Raw genomic sequence first — 22,583 nt, forward strand, 5'->3', positions numbered from 1 at the left:
GTGGTTGTGTCTACGAAGCCAGGACCAGCGCGTCGAGCGCGCGCACGCCCTGGCCCTGTTCCTTCACGAGCAGCGGGTTGACTTCGACCTCGTCTGCCTGTTCCTGCAGCGCCAGCACGGCGCGTGAAAATCCGGCGATGGCGCGGCACGCAGCCTCGACGTCGCCCAGCGGCCGGCCGCGGTAGCCCGTGAGCAGCGGAAAGGCCTTGAGCTCGCCCAGCATGTCGCGCGCCATCGCCTCGTCGACCGGCAGCACGCGGTGGCTCACGTCCTTGTACAGCTCGGTGAGCACGCCGCCCAGGCCCACGGTGAGCGTCATGCCGAACACCGGGTCGCGCGTGGCGCCGAGGATGAGCTCGGCCTGCCCCGCTTCCATCTTCTGCAGCAGCGCGCCGTCGATCTGCGCCGTGGGCGCGTAGGCGCGCGCCGAAGCCATCACTTCGTCGAAGGCCTTGCGCACCTCTTGCGCATTGCCCAGGCGCAGGCGCACGCCGCCGGCTTCGGTCTTGTGCGCGATGTCGGCGCTGAGCACCTTGAGCACGACCGGAAAGCCCAGCCGCTCGGCCACGGCCGCGGCTTCGTCTGCCGTGCGTGCCACGGCCTCGTCGACCGGCTGCACGCCGAACTCGGCAAGGTAGCGCTTGGTGGAGTGCTCGTCGGCCCGGCCCGCCAGCGTGGCGCGCGCGGGCGCGGGCTGGCTGCGCACCTGCAGCCAGGGGTTGTGCTTGCGTCGCTCCTGCCACAGCAGGAAGGGCGACAGCGCCGACACGGCCACGCCGATGTCCTCGAACACCGGCACGCCGCCCGCGCGCAGTTGCTCGCGCGTCTTCGCTGCGCCGGTGTCGATGGCGACGATCAGGCGCGGGTGCCTCTCGGCCACGGCGCACAGGTCGTCGGCCATGCGGTCGAGCATGTAGCCCGGCGCGTAGACCACGATGGCGTCGATGGCGTCGGACACGGCCAGCGCTTCCATCGCGGTGCGCACGAAGCCGGGGTCGTTCACCACGTTGCCCGTCACGTCGACCGGATTGGAGACCATGCCGTAGTCGGGAATGCCGGCGCGCAGCTGGTCCTGCAGCGGCTGCGGCAGCGTGGGCACGTCGAGCCCCTGGCCGATGAACTTGTCGGCCAGGATCGCGCCCAGCGCGCCCGAGATGGTGATGATCGCCACGCGCTTGCCGGCGCTGCGCTGCCGGTAACCGGCCAGGTGCGCGAGTTGCGCCATCTGCGCGAAGTCGTGGCTCTGGATGATGTTGAGCTGGCGAAACGCCGCCTGGTAGATCTGCTGGTCGCCCGCCAGCGCCGAGGTGTGCGAGCGCACGGCCTCGGAGCCCTTCTCGGTCTCGCCGGCCTTGTAGAGGATGAGCAGCTTGTCGCGCCGCACGAACTCGGCCGCGGCCTCCATGAAGCGCGGGCCGTCGCGCAGTTCCTCGATGTAGCCGATGCCCACCTCGGTGGCGTCGTCCTGCGCCAGGTATTCGAGGTACTGCGCGAAGTCCACGCAGGCTTCGTTGCCGGTGTTGATGAAGTGGCTGAAGTCCACGCCCAGCCGGCGCGCAATGGCGTACACGGCCGCGCAGACGTTGCCGCTTTGCGTGAGCAGGCTCACGCGGCCCGGGCCCTGCTGCATCGGCGCGGTGTTGAACACGGAGGCGAAGTTGGTGTGGGCCTGCGTGTTGAGGTTGGCAAAGCCCATGGCGTTCGGGCCCGCGACCACCATGTCGGTGGTGGCCACGAAGGCCTCCAGCTCGGCCTGCAGCGCGGCGCCCGCGTCACCGGCTTCGGCAAAGCCCGCGGCATACACGATGACCGCGCGCACGCCGCGCGCCTGGCAGCGCTGGAGCATCGGCGTGACCTCGGCCGCGGCCAGCGCCAGCACCACCAGGTCGGGCGCGACGGGCAGCGCTTCGAGGTCGGGCCAGCAGCGCAGGCCGAAGACTTCTTCGTACTTCGGGTTGATCGGGTAGATCGCGCCCCGGTAGCCGAATTTCGTGAGGTGCGCGAGCGGCATGCCGCCGATGCGCGCGGCATTGCCGCTGGCGCCGACCACGGCGATCGAGGCCGGGTTCAGCAGGGGTTCGAGACGGTGCAAGGTCATCTTGATTCAGGCGGAGGCGGGGTTCTTCTGGATGGCCGAAGCCAGGCCGCGGTCGCGGGCCGTGAGAAAGCCCTCGCTCAGGTGCGAGAGCTGGTGCGTGTCGAAGTGCGCGGCCAGCGCGGTGCGCAGGCCCTGCGCGTCGAGCGTGCGGTTGATCGAGCGCTTGATCAGGCGCAGCCCGAACGGCGGCGCCTTGGCGATCTGCTGCGCGAGCGCCAGCGCGGCGTCGGCCAGCTCGGCATCGGGCACGACGCGGTTGACCATGCCGATGGCGTGCGCCTCCTGCGCCGACAGCTTGCCGCCGGTGTAGAGCATTTCCTTGGCCTTGCGCGCGCCCATCACCCAGGGGTGGATCAGCACCTCGGTGGCCGCCGCGCCCAGCGTGTGGCCCACGGGGTCGCTGAAGAAGGCCGACTCGCCCGCGACCACCAGGTCGCACATGTTGGCGATCATGAAGCCGCCCGCCACGCAGGCGCCCTGCACCTGCGCGATGGTGGGCTTGGGAAAGTCCCAGATGCGCATCGAGTAGTCGAAGTAGCGCAGCTCTTCGTAGGCCCAGCGCTCTTCCACCGTGAAGTTCGCGCGCTCGGCCTGCGCCTGCTTGAGGTCGTGGCCGGCCGAGAAGTGCGCGCCCTTGCCGCCGAGCACCACGGCGTTCACCGTGTCGTCGCGCGCGGCGTCGTCGAAGGCGGCCATGAGCTCGTCCAGCATCTGCTGGCTCTGGGCGTTGCGCTGGGCGTCGCGGGCCAGCAGGATGCGGCGCACGGCGCCGTGGTGTTCGATTTCGAGGGTGTCGTACGCCATCGTGTGTCTCCGGGTCTGTGTCTGGGGCGGGGGCAGTTTAGACTTCGAAATTCCTGCATCCCAAACACTAATTCCAATTTTTCCCACTATATGGACGAACCCAGAGAGACCGCCGGCGCCCAGAGCCTGCGGCGCGCCCTGCAGCTGCTGCGCCTGCTGGGCGAGCACCACGAGGAAGGCATCAAGCTCACCGAAGTGATCGCCGCCTCGGGCCTGGAGCGCTCCACCGTGCACCGCCTGCTGTCGTGCCTGGCCGAGGAACAGTTCGCCGAGCGCGACCCCGACGGCAAGGCCTACCGCCTGGGCATCGACGCCATGCAGCTGGGCTTTGCCTCGATGCGCCGCGTGCCGCTGGTGGACTCGTGCCGCGCGCTCATGCAAAAGCTCGCACGCATGTCGGGCGACACCGTGTTCCTCGTGATCCGCCAGGGCGACTACTGCGTGTGCCTGCACCGCGAAGAGGGGCACTTTCCGGTGAAGGTGTTCACCACTGACGTCGGCGGACGCCGCCTGCTCGGCCTGGGCGCGGGCGGGCTGGCGCTGATGGCCGCGCTCACCGATGCCGAGATCGACCGCATCCTCGAGCGCCACACCGCCGAGTACGCGCAGGCTGGCTTCACCCGCGAGCGCATGAAGCAGGCCGTGAAGCGCACGCGCGCGGCGGGCCATGCGGACATCGTGGACACGCTCACCGAAGGGGTGTCAGGCGTGGGGCGCACGTTTGCGGCGTCGGCCACCACGTTGGCGGCGATCAGCTTCGGCGCCATCACGCCGCGGCTGCCGCCGGCGCGCAAGAAGGAGATGGCGTTGTTGTTGAAGGCGCAGTTGCCGCGCAGCGAAGCGGCAAAGTAGACAGCGCGGGAGCCGAGTGCTCCTTCAGAGCTCGCCGTTTTCCTCGTGCCCCAGCTCGATCGCCGCCAGCCGCTTGCGCCCGGCCGAGCCGGCGGCCTCGATCACCATCGTGGCGATCAGGTCGCACACGCCCATCACGGCCGCGTGGTTGTCGAGCAGCCCCGGGCCGCGGCAGTCGCATTGCAGCGACCAGGTGGCGCCCGCAAAGTCGGGCGAGGCGCGGTCGCTGATGTAGACGATCTTGGCGCCGACGCGCTGCGCGCCCGCCAGCAGCGTGTCGAGCTGGCGCGTCTGGCGGCGCGTGCCGAACACGATCACGCAGTCGCGCTCGCCCAGCCCCGCCAGGTGCTCGGCCAGCGTCTCGCCGGGACCCGGAATGGCCGTGACGCGTGGCACCACCTGGATGATCTGCCAGCGCAGGTACAGCGCGAACGCGTGGCTGCTGCGCGTGCCGAAGATCAGCACCTGCCCCGCGCCGATGATCGCCTTCACGATCTCGGCCATCTGCTTGTCGCTCAGGCGCTCGAAGGTGCTCGCCAGGTTGGCCTGCGACTGCTGGAAGTGCGTGGCCACGAGGTGCCCGCGCTTGGAGGCTTCGGTGGCGTTCTGGAACAGCGGCGAGCCCGTCTGCTTTTCTTCGCGCACCTGGCGCCGCGCCTCTTCGTAGTTCTCGTAGCCGATGCGCCGGATGAAGCGGCTCACCGTGGAGGGCGACACGCCCGCCAGCTCCGCCAGTTCGTTGCCCGCATAGCTGGCCAGCTCGCCGGGAAACTCCAGGACGAAGTCGGCAAGCTGGCGTTCGGTCGCGGACAACTGGTCGAGCTGGCTGCGAACGCGGCGGACGAAGGAATCGGCGGACATGGGTGGGCGGTGGGAAGCGGCGCACGATGATGCCATGCCGCCCCCGCGGCCTCGGGCAAGCGCAGGCATTGGACTAAAGTCCCATGACGCCCCCCACGCCACGCGTTACCTTGGGATCGCCACCTTCGACGATCCCACCTCCCCCTCCGTCCACACACCGATGAGCGCCACCCCACCCACGACGCCCGCCGACCCCGTCTTTGCCGCGCGCATGGCTGCCTTGCGGCGCAACTTTCCGTTCTCGCTGCTCGGCGTGATGCTCACGGCGGGGCTGGTGGTCGCGGCGCTCTGGGGCGCGGTTGCGCACGAGCAGCTGCTGGCCTGGGTGGCCGCCAACGCGGTGCTGACGGCGGCGCGCGCCTGGCAGGTGGCGCGCTACCGGCACGCAGAGCACGACCCGGGCGCGCTGCGGCGCTGGCGGCGCGGCGCGATGGTCGGCGCGGTGCTCGGCGGGTTGCTGTGGGGGCTGCCGCTCGCGGGGTGGATGCTGCAGGTGTCGCTGCCGCAGCAGATGTTCATCGTGGTGGCGATGCTCACCATGGGCACGGGCGCGATCTACGCCTACTGCATCGACCTGGGCCTGCTCTACGGTTTCCAGGTGACGTACTTCGCGCCCGCGATCCTCGCGATGGCCACGCTCGACGACGTGCTGCTGCGCGTGATGTCGGCAGCCGGCGTGCTCTACCTGTTCGTCACGCTGGCCTTCGCGCAGCGCATGTACCGCACGCAGGTCGATTCGCTCGAGCTGCGTTTCGAAAACCTCTACCTGCTGCGCCAGCTGCGCCTGGAGAAAGACGCGGCCGAGCGCAGCGACCTCGCCAAGTCGCGCTTCCTTGCCGCGGCCAGCCACGACCTGCGCCAGCCGGTGCATGCGCTGAGCCTGTTCGTGGGCGTGCTGCGCGGGCAGGCGCTGCCGGCGGCAAGCCGGCACGTGGTCGACAGCATCGGCCGCGCCGCCGCGGCGATGGGGCTGCTGTTCGAAGGCCTGCTCAACATCTCGCGGCTCGACGCGGGCGTGGTGCGCGTGAAGGCGCGGCCGTTTGCGCTGGCGCGCCTGCTCGACCAGATCCAGCTGGAGTTCGCGCCGCAGGCGGCGGGCAAAGCGCTGTCGCTGCGGTTGCGCGCGGGCGATGCGGTGGTGCACTCCGACCCCGCGCTGCTCGACCGCGTGCTGCGCAACCTGGTGGAGAACGCGATCCGCTACACGGCGCGCGGCGGCGTGCTCATCGGCTGCCGCCGCGCGGGTGCCGACGCGCTGCGCATCGAGGTGTGGGACACCGGCCCCGGCATTCCGCCCACCGAGCAGGAACAGGTGTTCTGGGAGTTCCACCAGCTCGGCAACCCCGAGCGCGACCGCACCAAGGGGCTGGGCCTGGGCCTGGCCATCGTGCGGCGCACGGCCGCGCTGCTGGGCCATCCGCTGGCGCTGCGCTCGCGCGTCGGCCGGGGCACGGTGTTCTCGGTGACGGTGCCGCTGGCGCGCCAGGCGCTGCCCGCGCCCGAGGCGCCGCCTGCGCCGCTGCCGGCCGACACCGGCCGCCTCGTGCTCGTGGCCGAGGACGACGGCGAAAGCCGCCTGGGCCTGCAGCTGCTGCTCGAAAGCTGGGGCCTGCGGGTGATCGCGGCCGAAGGCGGCGACGAGCTGCTGGCGCTCGCCGCGCGCCAGCCCGGCAAGCCGGCGCTGATCATCAGCGACTACCGCCTGCGCGCGGGCGAGACCGGCATCGACGTGGTCGACCGCCTGCACGAGGAATACAACGACGACGCGATTCCCGCGCTGATCGTGAGCGGCGACACCGACCCACGGCGCCTGAGCGACGTGGCGGCCCGCGGCTGGCAGATGCTGCACAAGCCGGTGGACCCGGCGCAGCTGCAGGCGACGGTGTCGCAGCTGATCGCGCCCTAGAAGCCGCGCACGGCCAGGCGATTCCCCTGCATCGGCTGCTGCTGCGTCGAGCAGTGCACGGCGCCACCGCCCAGCGAGATCGCGTCGATGGGCAGCAGCTCGACGCGGCGGCCCGGGAACGCACGCGCGAACACCTCGCGCGCCTGCGCATCGCGCGGCACGCCGAAGGCGGTCGAGATCACCGCGCCGTTGACGAGGATGTAGTTCGAATAGAGGTCGCAGAAGCGCGCGCTGCCGTAGCTGTGCACGTCGCGCGGCACGGGCAGATCGAGGATCTCGAAGCGACGGCCGCACGCGTCGGTCGCCAGTTCGAGCGCGCGGCGGTTCTCCTGCATCGCGCGAAAGTAGTCGCCCTGGTCGGGGTCGGCCGCATTGAAAAGAATGCGGGCCGGCGCCATGAACGACGCGATGCCGTCGACGTGGCCGTCGGTCTCCACCTCGGCCGCGTGGCCCGGCAGCCAGACGATCTTGTGCACGCCCAGCATGCGCCGCAGCTCGGCCTCGATCTCCGTCTTGCGCAGGCCCGGGTTGCGGTTCGGGTGCAGCAGGCAGCTCTCGGTGGTGAGCAGCGTGCCCTGCCCGTCCACGTAGAAGGCGCCGCCTTCGAGCACCATGTCCGAACGCACCAGCGGCACGCCGGCCAGCGCGGCGATGTCGGCGGCGGCGCGCTGGCAGCCGTCGTGCGGGTGGTACTTCTCGCCCCACGCGTTGAAGCGGAAGCCCACCGCGGTCTGGCTGACCTGGTGCTCATCGACGAGGAAGATCGGACCGCAGTCGCGCAGCCAGTTGTCTTCGGCCGCGATGGGCACCACGCGCACCTGCGGGCCGCAGACCGCGCGGGCCGCGTCGGCCAGCGGTGCGTGCGCGGCCACGATGCAGCGCTGGTAGCGCGCGATGGTGCGCGCCAGCAGGCCGAACGCGCGGCAGACCGCGTCATAGTGCGCGCCCCACAGGGCTTCGCGGTGGTCGAGCACCGGCCAGCCCAGCCAGGTGGCGGCCATCGGCTCCCATTCGGCGGGCATGCGCAGGCCGGCGCGGCGAGCGTCGAAATCGTTGGAAATCAAAGGGTCCTTCAGAAGAAATTGCAGGGACGCCCACTCTGACTTGAATTCCTTCGATGAAAAAGCGACATTTCTTGGCTGAATTCATCGGCCCCATTCATATGTCCAACACCCGACTGCCCTCTTTCAAGTTCCTCATCGGCTTCGAGGCGGCGGCGCGCCTGGGCAACTACTCGCGCGCGGCGGAAGAGCTGTTCGTCTCGCAGTCCGCCGTCAGCCACCAGATCTCGCAGCTGGAGCAGCAGGTCGGCCAGCCGCTGTTCCGGCGCAAGGGGCGCGGCGTGGAGCTGACGGTGGCGGGCAGCCTGCTGCTGGACAGCGTGGGCAAGTCGCTCGAGCACATCCGCAACGGGCTGGCCCGCATCGAGACCTACATGGACGACCGGCTCGTCACGCTGGTGTGTCCCGCGCCCGTGGCCAGCGGCTGGCTGCAGCCGCGGGTCGACCGGCTGCTGCAGGCGCACCCCGACCTGTGCCCGATCATCTCGGTCGACGAGAGCGCGCGCTTCATCGACGAACTCGACGTGGACATCGCCATCACCCGCGCGCCGCTGCGGCAAGAGGGTGTGTTCGAGGTGCCGCTGCTCACCGACGAACTCGTGGCCGTCGGGCCGCCCACGCAGAAAGAGGAAGACAACCTCGGCCTGCTGTGCCTCGAAGAAGACCTCACGAGCGACCGCATCGGCCCCTTCATCCGCGCGCATTTCGGCGGCCTGCGCAAGGCCGCGATCTACGACGACCCGCGCCTGGTGCTCGACGCGGCCTTGCGCGGCCGGGGCATCGCGCTGGTGTCGCGCCTGCTGGCCGACGACGCGCTGCGCACCGGGCAATTGCGACAGTTGCCGGACCGCCCGAGCCTGCCGCTGGGCACCCTCTGGATCGCGTGCGCCGAAGGCCCCTCACGCCTGCCGCTGGTGCGGGAGGTGTTCGACAGCCTGCGGCGGTTTGCGCAGGAAGACGCCGGTGATATGAGCCAGATCGATCAATCCCTTTAAAAGACATCAATTGTGTAGATAGATAGGCGTCGACAGAATCCGGGGCTTCCTAGAACTTAGTAATAACCCTGATTCCAATGACAACGCGACGCACTCTCCTGGGCCTGGGCGGCCTGGGCCTTTTCGGTGGACTCGTGACCGCCTGTGGCGGCGGCGGTGGTGGGAGCGGCAGCGGCATGCTGCCACCCTTCCCCGTGCCCATGCCGACCCCTTCGCCGGCACCCGCCCCGGCGCCCGCGTCCGGCTGGCGCATGCCCGACGAAGGCGACGCCCACCGCGCCGTGTGGATGGCCTTCGCCGCGCGCGAATCCATCTGGACGGCCGAGATGCGCCAGCCGGTGTTCCAGGCGCTGGCGCGCATCGCCAATGCCATCAGCGTCTACGAACCGGTCAAGATGCTGGTGAACCCCGCGGATGCTTCCACGGCCCGCCAACTGTGCGGCTCCAACGTGCACCTGATCGAACACGCCATCGACGACCTCTGGATGCGCGACACCGGCTGCGTCTTCGTGTGCAACGCCCGTGGCGAGCGCGCCGCCGTGAACTTCAACTTCAACGGCTGGGGCAACCAGCAGGCCCATGCGCGCGACGCCACGGTGGCCGCGCGCATGGCCGAACTCACGGGCGTGCCGCTGCTGCGCAGCAGCCTCGTGATGGAAGGCGGCGGCATCGAGGTCGATGGCCAGGGCACGGCGATCATCACGGAGAGCTGCGTGCTCAACAAGAACCGCAACCCGGGCGTCAGCAAGGCCGACGTGGAGGCCGAACTCAAGCGCATGCTGGGGCTGGACAAGATCATCTGGCTGCCGGGCATCGCGGGCCGCGACATCACCGACGGCCACACCGACTTCTATGCGCGCTTTCTCAAGCCCGGCGTGGTCGTGGCGGCGCTGGACACCGACCCGAAATCGTACGACCACGCCGTGACACACCGCCACCTGGAACTGCTGACCGGCGCCACCGACGCGCGCGGGCGCCCCTTGCAGATCGTCACGCTGAAGACGCCGAGCCAGGTGCGCCCCACCTTTGCACGCAAGGAGTTCGCGGCCGGCTACGTCAACTTCTTCCTCACCGACAAGGCGGTGTTCCTGCCCGAGTTCGGCGACGCCGTGGCCGACAGCGCAGCCCGCGCGGCGCTGGCCGCGCACCTGCCCAGCCACCAGATCGTGCAGCTGGACATCGACGCCATCGCCGCGGGCGGTGGCGGCATCCACTGCACGACGCAACAGGAACCGGCGTGATGCCGCGCCCGCTCCCCTGATTCCGGAGACCGACATGCACCTTCCCCTGACCCGCCGCCGCCTGCTGCACGGCATGGGCCTCGCGCCCCTGGCCTCGTTGGGCCTGGTCGCCACGGCCACCGCCGCGGCGCCCGACACCTGGCACATGCCCGACGAGGGCGACGCGCACCGCGCCACCTGGATGTCCTTCGGCCCCAGCGAACGGGTCTGGGGACGGCGCCTGCTGAAGCCGGCGCGCGAGCACCTGGCGCAGATCGCCCGCACCATCGCCGCCTTCGAGCCCGTGCACCTGCTGGTGCGCGAGCAGGAGCACGACCTGGCCGCGCGCCTGTGCGGCAACCGCGTGACGCTCGAGGTGCAGCCGGTGGACGACCTGTGGATGCGCGACACCGGCCCCGTGTTCGTGCGCAACGGCGCGGGCGAATGGGCCGGCGTCGATTTCAACTTCAACGGCTGGGGCAACAAGCAGTCGCATGCGCGCGACGCCGAGGTGGCCGAGTACGTGACCGACGCCGCCGAGGTGCAGCGCCTGCGCACGCGGCTCGTGCTCGAAGGCGGCGGCATCGAGGTCGACGGCGCGGGCACGGCCATCATCACCGAGAGCTGCGTGCTCAACGCCAACCGCAACCCCGGCCTGCGCAAGGAGGCCTGCGAAGCCGAGCTCAAGCGCCTGCTGGGCCTGCGCAAGATCATCTGGCTGCCCGGCATCGCGGGCCGCGACATCACCGACGGCCACACCGACTTCTATGCGCGCTTTGCCGCACCGGGCGTGGTGGTTGCGGGCCTGGACGACGACCCCGACTCCTACGACCACGCCGTGACCCGGCGCCACCTGGAGATCCTGCGCCAGGCTACCGATGCACGCGGCCAGCGCCTGCGCGTGGAAGTGCTGCGCGGCCCGGAATCGGTGCGCAGCACCTACGAGTCGGACGAGTTCGCGGCGGGCTACATCAACTTCTACGTCTGCAACGGCGCCGTCATTGCACCGCAGTTCGGCGACGCGCGCGCCGACGGCAACGCCCGTGCGCTGCTGCGCGAGCTGTTCCCCAAGCGCGAGGTGGTGCAGCTCGACATCGACGCCATTGCCGCGGGCGGCGGCGGCATCCACTGCACGACGCAGCAGCAGCCGCGTTGATGCGTTGCGGCGCTGACTAGCGCGGGCGCCCGAGCATGCCCGCGCGCCGCGCCGCGATCACGGCCTGCGTGCGGCTGGTCACGCCGAGCGCGCCGAAGATCGCCGAGATGTGCGCCTTGATCGTCTTCTCGCTGGTGGCCAGGCGCAGCGCGATCTCGGCGTTGCGCAGCCCTTCGCACAGCAGCTGCAGCACCTCGGCCTGCCGCGCCGTGAGCGTGCTCAGCACGTCGGTGGGCGTCGACAGCACGGGCAGCGACGCACCGCCCACCGGCGAGGCCTGCACCACGTTCTGCTCGCCCGCCATGACACGGCGCAGCGCGTCCATGAGCTGCTGGCTGTCGGCCGACTTGTGCACGAAGCCCTGCGCGCCGGCGTCGAGCGCGGTGTCGATGTCCTGCGGATCTTCGGAGGCCGACAGCACCAGGATGCGCAGGCCGCCGCGCCGCCGGTGCAGCTCGGCCAGCAAGGCCGCGCCGCCGAGGTCGGGCAGGTAGTAGTCGGTCATCACCGCGTCGAGCCGGGGCAAAGTGGCGAGCGCCTCGAGGGCTTCGGCGCCGTTGCGGGCCGTGGCGACGGTCATCGAAGGCTCGGCTTCGCGCAGTGCGAGGAACAGGCCTTCGCGAAACATCGCGTGGTCGTCGATCAACAGGATGGTGGCGGGCATCCTTCGATTCTGGCGGCAACCGGCGTCGAACCCCACGGTTCCCCGTGGGCGCCGGAGGAAACCCGCCGGGTATCGCCCTCAGCGGTCCGCGGGCGGACGGCGCGCCGCCGCCGCGCGCGAGCCCGGCCGGGACGACATGCGCGATGCCACGCGACGGTGGCGCAGCACGCGCGACCCTCGGCGCCGTGGCGGTGCCGACGTCGGTGCCTGCCGGTGGGCCTCGAAGCGCGCTTCCTTCTGCTTCAGGTAGTGCATGAGCACGTGCGACACCATGTTCAGCCCGAGGGTGCCGAACGCCGCCGGAAAGATGTACAGCGCGATCGACAGCTCCGACGAGAAGACGAGGTCGTCCGCCAGCGAAGGCGTGGCCTGCGCCAGCCGCGCCAGTGCGCGCAGCAGGAAGATGTCCGCGCCCGCCAGCGCGATCAGCAGCAGGCCGAAGGCCAGCACGGTGGTCTTGGAGAACTCGCGCCGTACGAACAGCGTGACGAAGATCGCGGCGGGCAGCACCAGCGAGCACAGCACCAGCGCCCAGAAGCGGACCTCGGTGAATATCGTCGCGTCTGAAAGCAGGTGCATGGGCAGAGCGTTGAAGGGCGGGCGCAGGGTCGGGCGCTCCGAAGGCGCATTGGGCCACGGGCGGCGCGTTGCAATTTGTCCGCTGGGTGAAGCATCGGTAAAGGCCCCAAGGTGCGTCCACGGCAGGGGAAACCCGTGGGGTCCGACCCCGGGGACGCTGGCCACAATGCCGGTGCACGCATCGGCGCCTCGGCGCCCCCAACATCCAACGACAAGAAGGACCAGATGCCATGGCGGAATTCGACTACGTGATCGTGGGCGGCGGCTCGGGCGGCGCCACGCTGGCCTCGCGCCTGAGCGAGGACCCGTCGGTGACGGTCTGCCTCATCGAGGCCGGCGGCGACGGCCGCGGCATCCTCGTGCGGGCGCCGGCCGCCGTGGTGGCGATGCTGCCGGGGCGCCCGCGCATCAACAACTACGCCTACCAGACCGTGCCGCAGCCCGGCCTGAACGGGCGGCGCGGCTACCAGCCGCGCGGGCGCTGCCTGGGCGGCTCCAGCGCGATCAACGCCATGCTCTACGTGCGCGGCCACCGAGAGGACTACGACGACTGGGCACGCGCGGGCTGCGCCGGCTGGAGCTTCGACGAGGTGCTGCCGCACTTCCTGCGCGCCGAAGGCAACCAGCGCGGCGCCAGCGCGCTGCACGGCGCCGACGGCCCATTGCAGGTGTCGGAGCAGCAAAGCCCGCGCGCCATCAGCGAAGCCTTCGTGCACGCCGCCGCCGAATGCGGCATTGCGCGCAACGACGACTTCAACGGCCCCGAGCAGGAAGGCGCGGGGCTCTACCAGGTGACGCAATTCCACGGCGGCGCGAAGAACGGCGAGCGCTGCTCGGCCGCCGCGGCCTACCTGCACCCGGTGATGGACCAGCGCCCCAACCTCTCGGTGCTGACCGGCACGCAGGCCCTGCGCGTGGTGCTCGAAGACCGGCGCGCGGTGGGCGTCGAGGTGCGGCGCGGCGGCAACGTCGAAACCATTCGCGCGCGCCGCGAGGTGGCGCTGTGCGGCGGCGCCTTCAACTCGCCGCAGCTGCTGATGCTCTCGGGCATCGGCGACCCCGACGAACTCGCGCGCCACGGCATCGAAGTGCGGCATGCGCTGCGCGGCGTGGGGCAGAACCTGCAGGACCACTGCGACTTCATCGTCGCCTACAAGTCCAAGCAGACCGACATGTTCGGCATCGGCCCGGTCGGCGGGCTGCACCTGCTCAAGGCCATCGGCCAGTGGCGCCGCGACGGCACGGGCCTGGTCGCCACGCCGTTCGCGGAAGGCGGCGCCTTCATCAAGTCGTCGCCCGAGCTGCGCCGGCCCGACCTGCAGCTGCACTTCGTGATCGCGATCACCGACGACCATGCGCGCAAGCTGCACGCGGGCTTCGGCTTCTCGTGCCATGTGTGCGTGCTGCGCCCCAAGGGCCGGGGCGACGTGCGGCTGAACGACGCCAGCCCCGACTCCGCGCCGCGCATCGACCCGCGCTTCCTGGCCGACCCGGAGGACATGGCGCTGCTGCTGCAGGGCGTGAAGAAGACGCGCGAGATCATGCGCGCGCCCGCGCTCGAAAAATACCGCCACCGCGAGGTCTACACCGCCGACGCCCACACCGACGCGCAGCTCGAGCAGCACATCCGCGCGCGCGCCGACACCATCTACCACCCGGTGGGCACCTGCAAGATGGGTGTGGATGCGATGGCGGTGGTCGACCCGCAGCTGCGCGTGCACGGCATCGCGGGCCTGCGCGTGGTCGATGCCTCGGTGATGCCGACGCTGATCGGCGGCAACACCAACGCGCCGACGATCATGATCGCGGAGCGCGCGGCCGGCTGGATGCGCGGGCCCGCCTCCTTCGCGGCATCCGCTACGGCAGTGCCGTCGATGAGCCTCGCACCATGAGTTCGCCCGGCAGCAGCAGCTGACGCGGCGCCGCGTCGAGCCCGCGCAGGCGCTCGATGAGGCAGGTGGCGGCGGCACGGCCGATCTCGTCGGTCGGCTGTGCCACGGTGCTCAGGCCCGGCCCGATGAGCGAGGCCCATTCGGGATCGTCGAAGCCCACGAAGCCCAGGTCGGCGCCGAAGCGCCAGTCCAGCCTCGCCATGGCCTGCGCCACGCGCAACGTGACCACGGCATTGCCCGCGACCACCGCCGCGCGGCGACCGCGCTTGGCACGCTGGCGCAGCGCGCGCAGGGCCTCGTCGAGTGCGTCGTTCTCGCCTTCGACCGATTCGAAGACCTCGCCCGCCACGCGCGGCTCGTGCGCGGCCACGCAGGCGCCGAAGGCGGCCGTGCGCTCGCGCCGCGAGCTCACGCCCTTCTGCGGCTCGGTGACGTACAGCAGCTCCCGGTAGCCGCCCTCGACCAGGTGGCCGCAGGTGTCGCGCATCGCGGCGTGGTTGTCGAGCGAGACGAAGTCGGTGTGCATGCCCGTGTGCCGGCGGTCGACCAGCACGGCGGGCTTGCCGTGCAGCGTGACCGCATCGACCACGTTGCTGCCGCGCCCCAGCGTGTTGAGGATGAAGCCGTCGACCTGGTAGCCCGCGAGCGCATTGATGGCCTCGCGCTCGCGTTCGCTCTCGTTGCCGAGGTTGAACAGCATCACGAGGTAGCCGGCGTCCTGGCAGGCCTTCTCGGCGCCGCGCAGCACGGCCACCGAGTACGGGTTGGTGATGTCGGCCACGATCAGGCCGATGAGCCGCGAGCGGCCGTGGCTCAGCGCCTGCGCCATCGGGCTGGGCGAGTACGCCAGCTTGGCGATGGCGGCCTCGACGCGCGCGGCGATGTCGGGGCTCAGCAGGCGCTCGCGGTGGTTCAGAAAGCGCGAGACGGTGGCCTTGGAGACGCCCGCGGCTTCGGCGACGTCGGCGATGGTGGCGCGGCCTGTGGGCTTCATGTCAGGCGGCGGCGGTGTCGTAGGGGGCCGTGGGCTTCTGCCCGGCCAGCACCTGCAGCAGATTGGTCGTGGCCAGCGCGGCCATCGCGTGGCGCGTCTCGTGCGTGGCCGAGCCGATGTGCGGCAGCGGCGTCACGCGCGGGTGCGTGCGCAGCGGCGAGTCTGCCGGCAGCGGCTCCTTCGCGAACACGTCGAGGCCGGCGGCGCGCAAGGTGCCGTGGTCGAGCGCGTCGAGCAGCGCGGCTTCGTTCACGGTGGCGCCACGGCCGCCGTTGATGAACGACGCGCCCGGCTTCATGCGCGCGAAGAAGGCGGCGTCGATCATGCCGCGCGTGGCGTCGGTCAGCGGCAGCATCGCGAGCACGATGTCGGCGCGCGCGAGCAAATCATCGAGCGGCGTGTGCGTGGCGCGGCCTTGCAGCTCGGGCGCCTGCGCGGCCAGGTCGACTGGGCGGCGCGCGTGGTAGAGCACCGGCATGCCGAAGCCCAGCGCGGCGCGCCTTGCCACGGCCTGCCCGATGCGCCCGAACCCGAGGATGCCCAGCGTCTTGCCATGCACGTCGGTGCCGAAGAATTCCTCGCCGATGTTCTTCGTCCAGCGGCCTTCGCGCACCATCGTCGACAGCTCGACCACGCGCCGCTGCGTGGCCATGAGGATCGCGAACACCGTGTCGGCCACCGTCTCGGTGAGCACGTCGGGCGTGTGGCACAGCACGATGTGGCGCTTGTGCAGCTCGGCCAGCGGGTAGTTGTCGACGCCGACCGACACGCTCGAAATCACTTCGAGCTGCGGCGCCGCATCGAGCAGCGCGGCGTCGACGTTGTAGCTCGAACCGATCAGCCCGTGCGCGGTGGCAAGCGCAGCGGCAAAGGCCTCGGGCGCCTTGCGCGGATCGGCCACGGTGACGTGGTGCACCGCCTGCAGCCGCGCCAGCTGGTCGTCGGGCAGGGCCCGGAACACCAGCACATTCTTCTTGGTCATCACAGTCCCGCTTCTTCGAGTTGCGCCCGCGTCGGCAGGCCTTCGGTGTCGCCGAGCACCTGCACGGCGCGCGCGCCGATCCAGGCGCCGCGGCGCACCGCGTCGGGCACGCTGCGGCCTTCGAGCAGTGCGCTCACCACGCCGGCCGCAAAGCCGTCGCCCGCACCCACGGTGTCGATCACTTCCTTCACCGGGAAGCCGTCGACATGGCCGGTGCCGGCCACGTCGCTGTCGTAGTAGGCGCCGGCCGCGCCGAGCTTGACGACGACCAGCTTCGCGCCGCGCTCGCGGTAGAACTTCGCGACGTCTTCGGGCTTGTCGTGGCCGGTGAGCAGCAGGCCCTCTTCGATGCCGGGCAGCACCCAGTCGGCGCGCGAGGCGAGCTCGTTCACCCAGTGGCGCATCGTTTCGGTGGACGACCACAGCGTGGGCCGCAGGTTGGTGTCGAACGAGATGGTGCGGCCGGCCGCGCGCATCACGTCCATCGACTTGAGCGCGGCCTGCAGGCTGGTCTCGGAAATGGCCGCGAACACGCCGGTGGCGTGCAGGTGGCGCGCCGAGCGCAGCCAGGCTTCGTCGACGTCGGCCGGGCCCATGTGGCTGGCGGCCGAACCCTTGCGGTGGTATTCGATCGGTGGGTCGCTGCCGTCGGTGACGCGGCCCTTGAACTGGAAGCCGGTGCGCTGCGTCGCGTCGGTGATCACGTGCGAGCAGTCGATGCCTTCGGCGCGCATCGCGGCCAGCAGCGCGCGGCCCATGGAGTCGGTGCCCAGGCGGCTGGCCCAGCCGACCTTCAGGCCCAGGCGCGACAGGCCGATGGCCACGTTGGTCTCGGCGCCGGCGGTGCGCTTGTGGAACGACTGGGCGTCTTCCAGCGGGCCGGGCCGGTCGGCCACGAGCAGCAGCATGGCTTCGCCGAACAGCGCGACGTCGAAGGCGGTGGGTTGCGTCATGTGTGTGTTCCTACGTCCGTGCGGCGCGGATGAAGTCGATCTGCGTGCGGGTGACGGCCAGCAGGTCGTCGCCCACCAGAGGGTATTCGATGGCGTGGGGCACATCGGCCGGCAGTGCGCGCAGCACCGCGCGCCACGGCGCGACCGAGTCGCCCATCGGCACCGCCACCCACTTGTGCGGCAGGCGCTGCGCGCCCTTGCAATGCACGTAGCGCACGCGGTGGCCGAGCGCCTGCGCGGCCTGCAGCGGGCACTCGCCGAGCCAGTGCCAGTTGCCCATGTCGAAGGTCATGCCCAGCGGCACGCCGGCGCGGTCGGCCACGTCGAAGAAGGTCTGCAGCGCCGCCAGCGTGCCGGCGCGCACGGTCTGGTCGTTCTCGATGAGCAGCTCGACGCGCGTTTCGGCCAGCGCGACCTTCAGGCCCCAGAGCGAGCCGTGCGACGAGGGCTGGAAATCGCCGATGGACATCTTGAGCCGCTTCGCGCCCACGCGCGTGGCGGCGGCGATGCCGCGTTGCAGCGCGGCGCTGTCGAGCCAGCCGCCTTCGGCCCACAGGCCTTCGGGGCTGGAGTACACGGAAGCAAGACCGTTCAGCGCGGGCAGTTCCGCATCGGCGTCGCGCAGCATCTCGCCGCGCACTTCCACCGAATCGGCACCCGCCGCGCGCGAGAGTTGCGAGCACCAGAGCTGGCCGTGCCGCCCCACCTCGGCCGCACCGAAGGACGACAGAGAAATCAGGACTTCGAAGGCCATCAGTGGGCTTGGTGCGAGCTGAGAATTTGCCCGAGGAACTGGCGCGTGCGCTCGTCCTTGGGGTTGCCGAAGAACTCCTGCGGCGGCGCCTGCTCGACGATCTTGCCGTCGGCCATGAAGATCACGCGGTCGGCCACGCTGCGGGCAAAGCCCATCTCGTGCGTCACGCACAGCATGGTCATGCCGTCTTCGGCCAGGCCGATCATGGTGTCGAGCACTTCCTTGACCATCTCGGGGTCGAGCGCGGAGGTGGGCTCGTCGAACAGCATGATCTTGGGCGACATGCACAGCGCGCGCGCAATCGCCACGCGCTGCTGCTGGCCGCCCGACAGCTGGCTCGGGTACTTCTTCGCCTGCTCGGGAATGCGCACGCGCGTGAGGTACTTCATGGCCACCTCTTCCGCCTGCGCCTTGGTCATGCCGCGCGAGCGCATCGGCGCCAGCGTGCAGTTCTCCAGGATGGTGAGGTGCGGGAACAGGTTGAACTGCTGGAACACCATGCCGACCTCGGCACGCACCGCATCCACGTTCTTGCCGCCCGCCGTGAGGTCGATGCCGTCGACCACGATGCGGCCCTTTTGCACCGTCTCCAGCCGGTTGATGCAGCGGATAAGCGTGGACTTGCCCGAGCCCGAGGGCCCGCAGATCACGATGCGCTCGCCCTGGCGCACCGACAGGTCGATGCCGGTCAACACCTGGAATTCACCGTACCACTTGTTGACCGCTTCCATGCGGATGATCGATTCCGTCGTCATGCCAGGATTCCTTCTTCTTCAGCCGCGGGGGCTCACTGCATCTTCGGCAGGTCGGCCTGCAGCCACTTCTGGTAGAGCTTGTTCAGCTCGCCGTTGGCGGTGTTCTTCTGCACGAATTCGTTCACTGCCTTGTGCAGCTCTTCCTGGCCCGGGCGCATCGCGATGCCCATCGACTGCTGCACCAGCGTGAACTTGTTTTCGAAGGTGTTGGCCGGCACGCGCTTGGCAATCTGCGCAGCCACCGTGACCGAGCAACCGATGGCATCGACCTGGCCCGAGATGAGCGCCTGCATGGCCGAAGCGTCGTCGTCGAAGCGGCGGATCTCGGTGCCTTCCGGTGCGGCCTTGGTCACGGCCACGTCTTGCGTCGATGCGCGGGCCACGCCCACGCGCAGGCCCTTCAGGTCGCCTGCGGCCTTGATGGAGGTCTTGGTGGCGCCGTACAGCACGATGGTCGCGGCCGCGTAGGGCTGCGAGAACTGCACCTGCTTGGCGCGCTCGGGCGTCACGGCCAGCGAAGCCACCAGCAGGTCGACCTTGTTGGTCAAGAGGAACGGAATGCGGTTCGGACCGGTGACCGGCACGATGTTGGCCTTGACGCCCCAGTCCTTGGCCAGCAGCTTGGCCACGTCGGCGTCGTAGCCGTCGGGCTGGTTCTTGGCGTCGGTGGTGCCGTAGGGCGGGAAGTCGACCAGCATGCCGATGGTGATCTCGCCCTTCTTCTTGATGTCGGCCATGCTTTGTGCCGAAGCGAAGGGAGCGAACACGGTCAGCGCGGCGCCGAGGCCCAGGGCTGCGATGGCAGCGCGGCGGGTGGTGGTAACGGTCATTGGATGTGTCTCCTGAATAAAGAAAGGAAGCGACGAGAAAGGAAAAGCGAAAAGGGTCAACGTGCGAGCGCCTGGGCGCGCTTGCGCTCCATGCGCGCCGCAAGCAGCGACAGCGGCCAGCAGATCACGAAGTAGATGGCGGCCACCACCGAGAACACGATGAGCGGCTGGAAGGTGGCGTTGTTGACGATCTGCCCGGCGCGCGTGACCTCGACGAAACCGATGATGGCCGCGAGCGACGTGCCCTTGATGATCTGCACCAGGTAGCCCACCGTGGGCGCCAGCGCGATCTTGAAGGCCTGCGGCAGCACCACGTCGCGCATGCGTGCCACGTAGTGCAGGTTCAGCGCCTGCGCCGCCTCCCACTGGCCGCGCGGAATGGCCTGGATGCAGCCGCGCCAGATTTCGCCCAGGAAGGCCGCGCTGTTCAGGACCAGCGCCACGCCCGCGGCGACCCACGGGTTGATGTCCAGCCCCAGCACCGGCGCGCCGAAGAACACCAGGAACAGCTGCAGCAGCAGCGGCGTGCCCTGGAAGATCTGGATGAAGGTGGTCGACACGGCGCGCGCCCACGTCGATTCCGACGTGCGCATCAGCGCGATGAGCAGCCCCAGGATCGCGCCGCCCACGAAGGCGATGGCCGACAACGCCAGCGTCCACTGGGCCGCTTCGAGGATGAAAAGGAATTCGGGGAAACCGAAGGTGCGCATGGTGTGTGCTCCGTCCGTCGTGGTCAGTCAGTTACCGGCGGTCCGGGTAGTTGAGCGTGCGCTTGTAGATCAGCTTGAACATGGCCGAGAAGGCCAGTGCCAGCGCGAGGTAGATGGCCGCGACCACGATGTAGATCTCGAAGCTGCGGAAGGTCTGCGACTGCAGGTTGGCGGCCACCGAGGTCAGGTCGTCGGCCGAGATGACCGACACCACGGCCGAGCTCAGCATCAGCAAGATGAACTGGCTCGTGAGCGCCGGGTAGATGGCCTTCAACGCGGGCTTGATGATCACGAAGCGGAAGATTTCCCAGGGCTTGAGGTTGAGCGCGCGGCCCGCCTCGATCTGGCCCTTGGGAATCGACTCGATGCCCGCGCGGATGATCTCCGTGGCGTAGGCGCCCAGGTTCACCACCATCGCCACCAGCGCGGCCGTTTGCGGCGACCAGCGCAGGCCGATGGCCGGCAGCGCGAAGAAGAAGAAAAACAGCTGCACGAGGAACGGCGTGTTGCGGATCACCTCGATGTAGGCATTGACGATGAAGCGCAGCCAGCCCGGCCCCGAGGTCTTGCCCCAGGCACAGAAGATGGCCACCACCAGCCCCAGCAAGGTGGCGGTGAGCGAGAGCTGCACCGTGATCCACGTGCCCTTGAGCAGCAGCGGCCAGGCGGCAAAGACGGCGTCGAATTGGAACTGGTAGTTCATGGCGGAGCGTGCACGGCCAGGCCGTGCGCAGACCCTGAAAGGAATGCTTGCAGCTTAAATGAAACCGGTTTCAGGCCTAGCTAGGGATTCCCCTAGGTGGGCGTTTTGCCCTACCCGCCTGCCTACACTGGCGCGATGCCGAACCCCCACGCGGACCCCACTTCTCCCCCGGCAGGCACCGCGGCCACCGGCCCCGTCGTGCAGCATTTCCGGCAGGCGCTGCTCTGGCCCTTGCGCCTCGTGCCGGCGCCCGGCGCGGCGCCCACGCACCACGGCCCCTGGCACGTGCTGCGCGACCTGGGCGAGGCCTCGCCCTGGCGCGAGGAGGTCGACGAATACACCGGCGAGAGCGGCCGCTTCCACGAGCGCCACTACAACGAGTTCGTGAGCTTCCTGCCCTATGTGCAGCGCTTCCTGTACGGCGAAGGCCGATCGCGCGGCAGCACCGACGGCACAGGCAGCGACGGCGATTCGCCGATGCGCGTGTTCCGCCGCCGCGACATCGCGGCTGTGCGGCTGGTGGCGCACCCCGGCGAGGCGCCCATCACCCTCGACGTGATTCACTGCGACCTGTACTTCTTCTTCGACATCGACGTGGTGCTGCTCAACCTCGAGGTCGGCACCGACCACCTGAGCCTGGCGCAGGCGCAGGACATCCTCTACCGCTTCGGCCGCGCCTACCCTTCGGGCTGGGAGCCCGACGGCGCCGCCCTGCACTGCATGGCCAGCGTCGAGTGGCTGGACGCCGACGGCCGCGTGCTCGCCGCCTCCGACGCGCAGCAGCGCGACGCCTTCCTGTCGCACGTGGCCCAGCACCGCGCACCGCGCATCGCCGCGCACTGGGCCTACCTGATGCAGCCGCTGGTGAGCGACCATTCGGACGACCCCGGTGTGCTGCGCTACCGCCAGATCGAGTACTACCGCATGCCGGTGATGGCCTACCTGTCGCTGGACGATCCGCGCCGCCTCACGCGCGACGACTTCGTGCGGCTCGCGCTCGTCACCGGCGCGGGCGGGGCCGATGCCCACCTGCCCTATGCCGAGCACCACCTGGCCGACTTCGAGCACAAGTACTGCTACGACCGCTTCTGGGTGAACACGGGCGCGGCGCCCAACACGCGCTACCTGTGCAACGGCCACGCGCTCGTCGTGGTGGGCGACGCGCGCTCCGAGTTCTTCTGCTGCCGCGACCGCGGCGTGCTCGCGCAGTTCAGGCACCAGCACTTCCTGCTGTTCCTCATCGCGCATTTCCAGAAGGCCTCGCTGCTGATGTTCTCGGACCAGCTGGTCGAGGCGCTGAAGAAGCTCGACATCCGCAGCACGCCGAGCGTGAAGCAGTTCAAGCGCGCCATCCGCGCGAGCTTCGAGCGCTTTCTTCGCTTCACGCACCGCTACTGGTTCCACGAGATTTCGGAGCAGGCACAGGTGCGCGCGCTCTCGCACATGTGCGCCGCGCACCTCGGGCTCGACCCGCTGTACGACGAGGTCAAGGCGCGCATCGCCGACATGAACACCTACCTCGATGCCGACAGCCTGCGCCGCCAGGCCAGCACCGTGGTGCGGCTCACGGTGGTCACGCTGTTCGGCCTCATCGGCACCGTCACCACCGGCTTCCTCGGCATGAACCTGCTGGCCGAAGCCGACGCGCCGCTGTGGCGCAAGGCGATCTGGTTCGGCGTGGTGTTCGTGTTCACCACCTGGCTCACGATCTACACGATGGTGAAGTCGCAACGGCTGTCGGACTTCATCGATGCGCTGTCGAACGACCGGCTGAGTTTTCGGGGCAAGCTGGCGGCATTGGCGCGGGTGTGGCG

The 22,583-nt window shown here is 69.8% G+C and carries 21 protein-coding genes; 7 read left to right on the forward strand and 14 right to left on the reverse strand.

Going from position 1 to position 22,583, the window contains the following annotated elements; genetic code table 11:
• Nucleotides 1-10 precede the first annotated feature (10 nt).
• Together AC07YS_RS27830 and AC07YS_RS27835 are read right to left on the reverse strand one after the other, a co-directional pair.
• On the reverse strand, nt 11-2,098 hold the full coding sequence (locus AC07YS_RS27830; RefSeq protein ID WP_495269379.1) for an acetate--CoA ligase family protein: 2,088 nt from the start codon (nt 2,096-2,098) through the stop codon (nt 11-13).
• Between the two features lie 6 nt (nt 2,099-2,104).
• Nucleotides 2,105-2,902 (reverse strand): enoyl-CoA hydratase, encoded by a 798-nt coding sequence (locus AC07YS_RS27835; protein ID WP_070059491.1) that lies wholly within the window; start codon nt 2,900-2,902, stop codon nt 2,105-2,107.
• Nucleotides 2,903-2,992: 90 nt separating this feature from the next.
• Between AC07YS_RS27835 and AC07YS_RS27840 the strand changes: the two genes are divergently transcribed.
• On the forward strand, nt 2,993-3,754 hold the full coding sequence (locus AC07YS_RS27840; RefSeq protein WP_495269378.1) for an IclR family transcriptional regulator: 762 nt from the start codon (nt 2,993-2,995) through the stop codon (nt 3,752-3,754).
• Nucleotides 3,755-3,778: 24 nt separating this feature from the next.
• Here AC07YS_RS27840 and AC07YS_RS27845 read toward each other — a convergent pair whose 3' ends face one another.
• Nucleotides 3,779-4,615 carry a MurR/RpiR family transcriptional regulator gene (locus tag AC07YS_RS27845; RefSeq protein WP_062480494.1) on the reverse strand — a complete coding sequence of 279 codons (837 nt, stop codon included), beginning with the start codon at nt 4,613-4,615 and terminating at the stop codon, nt 3,779-3,781.
• Between the two features lie 160 nt (nt 4,616-4,775).
• On the opposite strand from AC07YS_RS27845, the gene AC07YS_RS27850 reads away from it, so the two are divergent.
• A complete protein-coding gene (locus AC07YS_RS27850) occupies nt 4,776-6,521 on the forward strand; it encodes an ATP-binding response regulator (RefSeq protein ID WP_495269377.1) in 1,746 nt (581 codons plus the stop codon).
• Here the strand turns inward: AC07YS_RS27850 and AC07YS_RS27855 are convergent.
• Nucleotides 6,518-7,585, reverse strand: a complete 1,068-nt coding sequence (locus AC07YS_RS27855) for an agmatine deiminase family protein (RefSeq protein ID WP_495269376.1) — start codon at nt 7,583-7,585, stop codon at nt 6,518-6,520. The two genes, AC07YS_RS27850 and AC07YS_RS27855, sit on opposite strands and share 4 nt — an antisense overlap.
• 98 nt (nt 7,586-7,683) lie before the next feature.
• Here AC07YS_RS27855 and AC07YS_RS27860 point away from each other — a divergent pair, with 98 nt between their 5' ends.
• From AC07YS_RS27860 to AC07YS_RS27870, 3 genes are all read left to right on the forward strand, one after another.
• Nucleotides 7,684-8,577 (forward strand): LysR family transcriptional regulator, encoded by an 894-nt coding sequence (locus AC07YS_RS27860; protein ID WP_495269375.1) that lies wholly within the window; start codon nt 7,684-7,686, stop codon nt 8,575-8,577.
• A 77-nt stretch (nt 8,578-8,654) separates the two neighbouring features.
• Nucleotides 8,655-9,818, forward strand: a complete 1,164-nt coding sequence (locus AC07YS_RS27865; RefSeq protein WP_495269374.1) for an agmatine deiminase family protein — start codon at nt 8,655-8,657, stop codon at nt 9,816-9,818.
• Nucleotides 9,819-9,852: 34 nt separating this feature from the next.
• A complete protein-coding gene (locus tag AC07YS_RS27870) occupies nt 9,853-10,953 on the forward strand; it encodes an agmatine deiminase family protein (RefSeq protein WP_492725827.1) in 1,101 nt (366 codons plus the stop codon).
• 16 nt (nt 10,954-10,969) lie between these two features.
• Here AC07YS_RS27870 and AC07YS_RS27875 read toward each other — a convergent pair whose 3' ends face one another.
• The gene (locus tag AC07YS_RS27875) at nt 10,970-11,617 is read right to left on the reverse strand and encodes a response regulator (RefSeq protein WP_495269373.1); all 648 of its coding nucleotides are present in this window, start codon (nt 11,615-11,617) and stop codon (nt 10,970-10,972) included.
• A 78-nt stretch (nt 11,618-11,695) separates the two neighbouring features.
• Nucleotides 11,696-12,196, reverse strand: a complete 501-nt coding sequence (locus AC07YS_RS27880; protein WP_495269372.1) for a hypothetical protein — start codon at nt 12,194-12,196, stop codon at nt 11,696-11,698.
• Nucleotides 12,197-12,426: 230 nt separating this feature from the next.
• On the opposite strand from AC07YS_RS27880, the gene AC07YS_RS27885 reads away from it, so the two are divergent.
• Nucleotides 12,427-14,088 (forward strand): GMC family oxidoreductase, encoded by a 1,662-nt coding sequence (locus tag AC07YS_RS27885; RefSeq protein ID WP_495269371.1) that lies wholly within the window; start codon nt 12,427-12,429, stop codon nt 14,086-14,088.
• Here AC07YS_RS27885 and AC07YS_RS27890 read toward each other — a convergent pair.
• Genes AC07YS_RS27890 through AC07YS_RS27925 form a run of 8 tightly spaced genes read right to left on the reverse strand, consistent with a single transcriptional unit; the run spans nt 14,054 to nt 20,769 of the window.
• Nucleotides 14,054-15,082 (reverse strand): LacI family DNA-binding transcriptional regulator, encoded by a 1,029-nt coding sequence (locus AC07YS_RS27890; protein WP_062474737.1) that lies wholly within the window; start codon nt 15,080-15,082, stop codon nt 14,054-14,056. The two genes, AC07YS_RS27885 and AC07YS_RS27890, sit on opposite strands and share 35 nt — an antisense overlap.
• A gap of 1 nt (nt 15,083) precedes the next feature.
• On the reverse strand, nt 15,084-16,064 hold the full coding sequence (locus tag AC07YS_RS27895) for a 2-hydroxyacid dehydrogenase (RefSeq protein WP_495269370.1): 981 nt from the start codon (nt 16,062-16,064) through the stop codon (nt 15,084-15,086).
• Nucleotides 16,064-17,017 (reverse strand): sugar kinase, encoded by a 954-nt coding sequence (locus AC07YS_RS27900; RefSeq protein WP_307694134.1) that lies wholly within the window; start codon nt 17,015-17,017, stop codon nt 16,064-16,066. The genes AC07YS_RS27895 and AC07YS_RS27900 overlap by 1 nt, the downstream gene beginning before the upstream one ends.
• Before the next feature lie 10 nt (nt 17,018-17,027).
• On the reverse strand, nt 17,028-17,771 hold the full coding sequence (locus AC07YS_RS27905) for a sugar phosphate isomerase/epimerase family protein (RefSeq protein WP_495269369.1): 744 nt from the start codon (nt 17,769-17,771) through the stop codon (nt 17,028-17,030).
• Complete coding sequence (locus tag AC07YS_RS27910; RefSeq protein ID WP_056583293.1) at nt 17,771-18,526, reverse strand: amino acid ABC transporter ATP-binding protein; 756 nt, start codon at nt 18,524-18,526, stop codon at nt 17,771-17,773. Before AC07YS_RS27910 ends, AC07YS_RS27905 begins: the two co-directional genes overlap by 1 nt.
• A gap of 32 nt (nt 18,527-18,558) precedes the next feature.
• Nucleotides 18,559-19,356 (reverse strand): transporter substrate-binding domain-containing protein, encoded by a 798-nt coding sequence (locus tag AC07YS_RS27915; RefSeq protein WP_159277491.1) that lies wholly within the window; start codon nt 19,354-19,356, stop codon nt 18,559-18,561.
• A 56-nt stretch (nt 19,357-19,412) separates the two neighbouring features.
• Nucleotides 19,413-20,066: an amino acid ABC transporter permease gene (locus AC07YS_RS27920; protein ID WP_062474720.1), complete on the reverse strand. Its 654-nt coding sequence runs from the start codon at nt 20,064-20,066 to the stop codon at nt 19,413-19,415.
• 31 nt (nt 20,067-20,097) lie between these two features.
• Nucleotides 20,098-20,769 carry an amino acid ABC transporter permease gene (locus AC07YS_RS27925; RefSeq protein WP_062474717.1) on the reverse strand — a complete coding sequence of 224 codons (672 nt, stop codon included), beginning with the start codon at nt 20,767-20,769 and terminating at the stop codon, nt 20,098-20,100.
• 135 nt (nt 20,770-20,904) lie between these two features.
• On the opposite strand from AC07YS_RS27925, the gene AC07YS_RS27930 reads away from it, so the two are divergent.
• A partial coding sequence (locus tag AC07YS_RS27930) for a hypothetical protein (protein ID WP_495273931.1) occupies nt 20,905-22,583 on the forward strand: 1,679 nt, incomplete at its 3' end.

The organism is Variovorax sp. GW458-11-26-14-LB1, assembly GCF_059423965.1.

Coding starts and splice junctions, on each gene's coding strand:
- AC07YS_RS27900 (WP_307694134.1), bottom strand. CDS start 17,017: ATGACGCAACCCACCGCCTTCGACGTCGCGCTGTTCGGCGAAGCCATG.
- AC07YS_RS27865 (WP_495269374.1), top strand. CDS start 8,655: ATGACAACGCGACGCACTCTCCTGGGCCTGGGCGGCCTGGGCCTTTTC.
- AC07YS_RS27925 (WP_062474717.1), bottom strand. CDS start 20,769: ATGAACTACCAGTTCCAATTCGACGCCGTCTTTGCCGCCTGGCCGCTG.
- AC07YS_RS27835 (WP_070059491.1), bottom strand. CDS start 2,902: ATGGCGTACGACACCCTCGAAATCGAACACCACGGCGCCGTGCGCCGC.
- AC07YS_RS27915 (WP_159277491.1), bottom strand. CDS start 19,356: ATGACCGTTACCACCACCCGCCGCGCTGCCATCGCAGCCCTGGGCCTC.
- AC07YS_RS27920 (WP_062474720.1), bottom strand. CDS start 20,066: ATGCGCACCTTCGGTTTCCCCGAATTCCTTTTCATCCTCGAAGCGGCC.
- AC07YS_RS27875 (WP_495269373.1), bottom strand. CDS start 11,617: ATGCCCGCCACCATCCTGTTGATCGACGACCACGCGATGTTTCGCGAA.
- AC07YS_RS27890 (WP_062474737.1), bottom strand. CDS start 15,082: ATGAAGCCCACAGGCCGCGCCACCATCGCCGACGTCGCCGAAGCCGCG.
- AC07YS_RS27830 (WP_495269379.1), bottom strand. CDS start 2,098: ATGACCTTGCACCGTCTCGAACCCCTGCTGAACCCGGCCTCGATCGCC.
- AC07YS_RS27860 (WP_495269375.1), top strand. CDS start 7,684: ATGTCCAACACCCGACTGCCCTCTTTCAAGTTCCTCATCGGCTTCGAG.
- AC07YS_RS27845 (WP_062480494.1), bottom strand. CDS start 4,615: ATGTCCGCCGATTCCTTCGTCCGCCGCGTTCGCAGCCAGCTCGACCAG.
- AC07YS_RS27870 (WP_492725827.1), top strand. CDS start 9,853: ATGCACCTTCCCCTGACCCGCCGCCGCCTGCTGCACGGCATGGGCCTC.
- AC07YS_RS27840 (WP_495269378.1), top strand. CDS start 2,993: ATGGACGAACCCAGAGAGACCGCCGGCGCCCAGAGCCTGCGGCGCGCC.
- AC07YS_RS27905 (WP_495269369.1), bottom strand. CDS start 17,771: ATGGCCTTCGAAGTCCTGATTTCTCTGTCGTCCTTCGGTGCGGCCGAG.
- AC07YS_RS27885 (WP_495269371.1), top strand. CDS start 12,427: ATGGCGGAATTCGACTACGTGATCGTGGGCGGCGGCTCGGGCGGCGCC.
- AC07YS_RS27895 (WP_495269370.1), bottom strand. CDS start 16,064: ATGACCAAGAAGAATGTGCTGGTGTTCCGGGCCCTGCCCGACGACCAG.
- AC07YS_RS27850 (WP_495269377.1), top strand. CDS start 4,776: ATGAGCGCCACCCCACCCACGACGCCCGCCGACCCCGTCTTTGCCGCG.
- AC07YS_RS27880 (WP_495269372.1), bottom strand. CDS start 12,196: ATGCACCTGCTTTCAGACGCGACGATATTCACCGAGGTCCGCTTCTGG.
- AC07YS_RS27910 (WP_056583293.1), bottom strand. CDS start 18,526: ATGACGACGGAATCGATCATCCGCATGGAAGCGGTCAACAAGTGGTAC.